This window comes from Candidatus Pelagibacter communis (assembly GCF_001179965.1).
Classification (GTDB): domain Bacteria; phylum Pseudomonadota; class Alphaproteobacteria; order Pelagibacterales; family Pelagibacteraceae; genus Pelagibacter.
In genome coordinates this window covers 1-5,983 of record NZ_CVSH01000034.1, presented here as the reverse complement: position 1 = coordinate 5,983, position 5,983 = coordinate 1, and the positions used below count along the sequence as shown (strand labels likewise).

Sequence of the window (5,983 nt, the reverse complement as noted above, 5' to 3'; positions counted from 1 at the left end):
GAATATCATCAGTATGCAGGAGTTGCACAAACAATTGGAGTCGAAACTCATTCCTCAAAGAGCAATTATGGGTGCAAATTTTTTAAATTTTAGAGCGCATGAAATTTACACAATTAATGGTAATAAAATTGATGAAACTTTTGTTAAATGGGATGAAGAAAAAAATAAATGTTATGCGGGTTTCACAGTAAGTGGAGATAATGTTGGAGTTAATGAGTCTGTAAGCGTGAGCGGTGAGGCATTAAGTTTTTTAAGCACAGGAATTGATACCAGGGTTTATTATATTAAAAATTTTTAAGGAGGAAAAACACTAATATTATGGATTTAATTTTATCTTAATTTCATATAACTTAATAAAGATTTATGTCTGGACCAGTAATCAAATGCGAAAATGTTTATAAAATTTTTGGAGCTAATGCTGAAAAAATGCTCAAAGATTCAAATGGCAATGTTGATGCAAAAACCTTTCAAGAAAACGGATGTATTGTAGGAGTTAATAATGCTTCATTTGAAGTTGCAAAAGGAGAGATGTTGGTTGTGATGGGTTTGTCTGGCTCGGGAAAATCAACTTTATTACGATGTATTTCTCGATTAACTGATGCAACAGGTGGAAAAATTTTTATAGAAGGCCAAGATTTATTACAATTAAACAACAAAGATCTCATTGATCTTAGAAGAAATAAAATGGGAATGGTTTTTCAAAGTTTTGCTTTGCTTCCACATAAAACCGTAGTTGAAAATATAGCTTTTCCACTTCAAATTAAAGGTGTCAAAACTAAGGATAGTATCAGTAAAGCAATGGACATGGTTAAGTTAGTTGGCCTCGATGGAAGAGAAAATTATTTTCCAAGAGAGCTATCCGGAGGACAACAACAAAGAGTAGGAATAGCGAGATCATTAGCAGTTGAACCAGACATATGGTTTTTAGATGAGCCTTTTTCTGCTTTAGATCCATTAATTAGAAAAGAAATGCAAGATGAATTTTTAAGACTTCAGGAAAAATTACAAAAAACAATTATGTTTATCACTCATGATTTTGATGAGGCTTTAAAACTTGCTGATCGTATTGCAATTATGAAGGATGGTATAATTGAACAGCTGGATACACCTGCTAATATTGTTTTAAATCCAGCCACTGAATATGTAAGGAAGTTTACTGAGGAAGTACCTAGAGAGAAAGTTTTATTAATTGAAGATATAATGGATAAAACTAAAGATAATCTTGGTGATTTAAAAGTTTCAAAAGATGAAATTATAGAGAATGTAGCTGAAAAAATTCTTACTCAAGAAAAATCAGTAGCTGTGATAGATAATGATAACAACATTATTGGTTCTATAGACCCAGCTAAAATAATCAATACAGTTTTTGGAGGGAGAAAAAATAATATTTAATTATGGAATTTTTTAAGAAATATCCAAAAACATTTCAATGGTTATTTTTATTAGTTGTATTTTTTGCATTATGTTTTGCAATTGAAGTTCCCGAAACATATAAATTTATTCGAGGTCAAGCAGAATTCGTAAAAGATCCTAATCAGAGTAGCTATGTATTTTTAGGAAAAGAAGTAAGATACTATGCTTTTGATGTTTTTTGGAGACTACCGCCATTGCTTGGATGGTTACCTATTTGGATAAATGACTCATTATTTTTCTTAATGAATGAGTGGATGCCAATTGAAGTTTGGAATGAAGATACTCAAGAATATAAAAGTCGTCCTTTGGTCTTACAGATAAGTAGAAATATAACTGCGTTTATGACTTTTCTAATACAGTTAATAAGAGAGGTCTTATTAGGAGGTCTTGAAACTATAGTAGCTTTTACTAGTTGGGATTGGATAGACAAGAATCCTTGGGCCGAACTACCTGGGTTGCCATGGACAATTGTTGCAGCTGGTGCAGCACTACTTTCTTACAAACTTAGCGGTAAAGGATTAGCTTTGTTTGCAGGTTTAACAATGGTTTACATTTCTATATTTGGTCAATGGAAACCGTCTATGCAAACTCTTTCATTCATACTAGTTGCAGCTCCATTATCATTTATTTTTGGTTTGGGTTTAGGAATAGCGGCATTTAAAAGTAAACGTGTTGAAAAGGCTTTATATCCAATATTATTAGTAATGCAGACAATGCCACAATACGCAGTATTGGTTCCTGCGCTAGTTCTTTTTGGAGTTGGTGATCATGCTGCAGTAATTATAACTATGGTTGTTGCTGTACCACCAATGATATTATTAACTATATTAGGCTTACGAGCTGTTCCACCAGAAGTTATTGAAGCAGGCAGAATGAGTGGATGTAACAATTTTCAACTTATGTTTAAAGTATTAATTCCAACTGCAAGAAGAGACATCTTAATTGGAGTTAACCAAGTTATAATGGTTTGTTTTTCAATGGCAGTTATTTCAGCTTTTATTGGTGCTAAAGGTTTAGGATTTAATTTATTATTAGCATTAAATCAGTTGAACATTGGATTAGCACTTGAAGCAGGCTTGTGCATTAGTTTGATTGCAATATTATTAGACAAGATGTCTTTAGCCTGGGCAAATAAGCAAGAGGATTATTTTGGTAACCTAACATTTTTTGAAAGAAATAAAAATTTACTATTTTTTGCAGCTACAGTAGTGATTGGATTAATACTAGCTTACATTGGAACCTTTTTATTTAAAGACACATTCAATTACTTATTTGAAATTCCACACAATAAAGGAATATCAACTGCCGATTTTTGGAATAAAGGTGTTGATTGGATTTTTGAAACTTTCTTTGTGTATATCAAAGCATTTAATACTTGGTTAATTCAAGAAGTGCTTCAACCAATGAGAGCATTGTATTTAAGGATGCCTGCAATTGCTACAATTGTTTTGGTTGTTGGAGCAGGGTATTTAATTGGTGGAATTCGTTCTGCTTTAGTTGTTTGTGGATTAACACTATTTATTGCGCTTAGCCCTTGGTGGGACAGAGCTTTGGTAACAACATATATGGCAACTTTTGGAGTGATAGTATCTTGCACAATAGGATTTACAGTTGGAACTTTATGTTTTCAAAACAAACATTCAGCTAATTTTATGCTAGGTGTTTGCGATATATTTCAAACATTTCCCTCTTTTGTGTATTTAATTCCTGTAATGATGTTGTTTGGTATAACTGACACGTCAGTATTAATTGCAGTTATAGTTTATGCAACGATACCAGCAACAAGATACACTATTGAAGGACTTAGAAGTGTTCCGGCAGGTTTACATGATGCTGCAACTATGTCAGGCGTGAATAAATTTCAAAGACTAACAAAAATAGAATTTCCTTTAGCATTTCCACATATGATGCTTGGAATAAACCAAACAATAGTATTTGCATTATTTATGGTTATCATTGGAGCATTCATTGGTACAGAGGATCTAGGTCAATATATTCTAAAAGCATTATCAGATAAAAAGGGTGCAGGCATTGGATTAACACTTGGTATATGTGTAGCTTTTATTGCTTTGATATTTGATAACTTAATCAGAGCTTATGTTCAAAAAAGAAAAAAACACTTAGGAATAGATTAATATTTTACTTATCCAAAAAAGTTTTTGATGAGTCATCCATTGCAGTTGCCCACGGAGTGTGGTGAATCGGAGCAACAGATCCTGTAACAGGAGATGCAAAAGATTTATTTCTGTAAGTAGATATGTCCTCAACTTTATGATGTTCCCACTCTTTAAAATGCTTTCTTATTAATTCAAAATCAATTTTTGGATAGTTAGACATTTTATAAAGTTCTTTGGTATATTCTGTTTGAAAGTCAATCATTTGATCAGGATTCTCTAATTTTTCTTCCATCGTTACCCATTTGTTAATATCTTTTTCAATTTCATTATCACTAGGGATTTTAATTTTATTCAAAATTACATCTCTTGCGTACCATGCTTGGCAATCGAACATGTTAAATGTATGAAACTGATCCTGCATTCCTAAATACATAAGCTTATGATTATCTTGCCATACAACACCCTTGTATAATTTTGGTGGATAAAGCCTATTTCTAGTTTTAAGTTGTAAACTTTCATCTAAGAAAGGAAAATGATGCAAATAACCAGTACATAAAATCACAACATCTGTCTCTTGTTCAGTACCATCTTTAAAAAATGCTTTCTTACCTTCAAGTCTATCTAGATAATGGACTTCTTTCATTCCTTTGGGCCATTTAAATCCCATAGGATTATGTCTATATCCGATAGTTACACTTTTAGCTCCATACTTATTACATTGAAGCGCAATATCCTCTGCTGAATAACTGCTCCCAAGAACAACTATATTTTTACCTCTAAACTCTTCCGCATCTCTAAAATCATGAGAGTGCATAATTCTTCCAGGAAAAGAACTCATTCCTTTATACTCAGGAATAAAAGGTACAGAAAAATGTCCTGTTGAAACTACAACATAATCAAAGTTATCTTTTAAAATCTTATTGTTAACTTTATCTTGGTAGCTTAGCTCAAATTTATCGTTTTTATAAATTGTATTAATAACTCTTGTATTAAATTTAATTTTTTTTCTTAGATTACCTTTACTTACTCTTGCAACAATATAATCATACAAAACTTCTCTTGGAGGAAAAGAAGGTATTGGTTTACCAAAATGTTCATCAAATGAATAATCTGCAAATTCCAAACATTCTTTTGGACCATTAGACCAAAGATACCTATACATACTGTTGTGAACAGGATCTCCATATTGATCTGATCCAGTTCTCCAGCTATAATTCCATAAACCACCCCAGTCTTCTTGTTTTTCAAAACAAACAATTTCTGGTATTTTTTCTCCATTCTTTTCAGCTGATTCAAAAGCTCTCAGCATTGACAGACCACAAGGTCCAGCTCCAATAATTGCAACTTTAGTCATTAGATAACTTTTTAAAAATATAAACTTATTTTACTAACAAAATACTCAAATTTAAAATAAAATAGTTACTTATTACGTGAATAATTCATTATCAAATTTTTCTCGTATGTGTTGTATTTGTCATAAAATTTTATAAGTTTTTAATGTTTAAATTGTTATGAAAAAAATTTTAATAATCGGTGGTGGCGCAATGGGTTCAGCCTTTTCAATCCCATGTCTAGACAACAATAACAATGTAACAATCACAGAACCACATAGTAAATTATTTATTAAAAAACTTTCTTCAAGAGATAAATTTCACCCAAGTTTAAAAATAAATCTTCCAAAAAAACTAAAATATAGGCAATTCTCGGTAAATTTACTTAAAGAAAATTTTGATTTAATTGTAATTGCTTTAAGTCTTTCAGGAATAGATTTTATTGGACAGGAATTAAAAAAATTAAAAATAAAAACTCCGATTTTAGTTCTTACCAAAGGTCTTAAATATGAAAAAAAAAATAAAAGAGTTCTTACAATCTCTGAGCAACTTAATAGAAATTCTGGAAAAATGAATATTTCTGTTTTGAAAGGACCATGTCTTGCAAAGGAGCTTGCTAGAAAAAATCAAACAAGTGTAATTATCGCAAATAAAAATATCAAAGTAGCTAAATGGATTGGAAAACAAATATCAACTAAATATTATTTAATTGAATATTCGGAAGATATAATTGGAATTGAGGTATGTTCAGCAATTAAAAATATATATTCTATGATAATTGGATCTGGACAAAGCTTAAATACATCTTCCAGTTTATTCCATCGGTCATTACTTGAGATGAAATATCTTACAAAATATTTTGGAGGAAAAGAAAGTACAACTCTAGGTCTTGCTGGTGTAGGTGATCTTTATGTAAGTGCTGCAGGAGGTAGAAATAGTAAAATGGGAAGTTATCTAGGTAAGGGTTATACTTTTAAGACCGCAAAGAAAAAATTTATGCCAAATGATACTGTAGAAGGTGAACAATTAGTCAGAGAAATTGCACCATTTGTATTAAAAAAAATAAATAAAAAGAAAACTCCTTTAATGATCAATTTTATTAATGCAATATTAAAAAATAAA

At 30.9% G+C, this 5,983-nt stretch carries 4 protein-coding genes and 1 pseudogene; 4 read left to right on the top strand and 1 reads right to left on the bottom strand.

Annotated elements, in window-relative coordinates; translation table 11 throughout:
- From AMN73_RS01425 to AMN73_RS01415, 3 genes and pseudogenes are all read left to right on the top strand, one after another.
- Nucleotides 1-298 (top strand): annotated as a pseudogene (locus tag AMN73_RS01425) (hypothetical protein); the annotation flags it as partial.
- A gap of 65 nt (nt 299-363) precedes the next feature.
- Nucleotides 364-1,392: a quaternary amine ABC transporter ATP-binding protein gene (locus tag AMN73_RS01420; protein WP_075534521.1), complete on the top strand. Its 1,029-nt coding sequence runs from the start codon at nt 364-366 to the stop codon at nt 1,390-1,392.
- Nucleotides 1,393-1,394: 2 nt separating this feature from the next.
- Nucleotides 1,395-3,548 (top strand): ABC transporter permease, encoded by a 2,154-nt coding sequence (locus AMN73_RS01415; RefSeq protein WP_075534520.1) that lies wholly within the window; start codon nt 1,395-1,397, stop codon nt 3,546-3,548.
- 4 nt (nt 3,549-3,552) lie between these two features.
- Here the strand turns inward: AMN73_RS01415 and AMN73_RS01410 are convergent, their stop codons facing one another.
- Nucleotides 3,553-4,884, bottom strand: coding sequence for an NAD(P)-binding domain-containing protein (locus AMN73_RS01410; RefSeq protein WP_075534519.1), 1,332 nt, complete (start codon nt 4,882-4,884; stop codon nt 3,553-3,555).
- Between the two features lie 157 nt (nt 4,885-5,041).
- Here AMN73_RS01410 and AMN73_RS01405 point away from each other — a divergent pair.
- On the top strand, nt 5,042-5,983 hold a 942-nt coding region (locus tag AMN73_RS01405), incomplete at its 3' end, for a hypothetical protein (RefSeq protein ID WP_075534518.1).

Excerpts from the sequence above, each read along its gene's own strand:
- AMN73_RS01420 (WP_075534521.1), top strand. The coding sequence starts at position 364 with ATGTCTGGACCAGTAATCAAATGCGAAAATGTTTATAAAATTTTTGGA.
- AMN73_RS01415 (WP_075534520.1), top strand. The coding sequence starts at position 1,395 with ATGGAATTTTTTAAGAAATATCCAAAAACATTTCAATGGTTATTTTTA.
- AMN73_RS01410 (WP_075534519.1), bottom strand. The coding sequence starts at position 4,884 with ATGACTAAAGTTGCAATTATTGGAGCTGGACCTTGTGGTCTGTCAATG.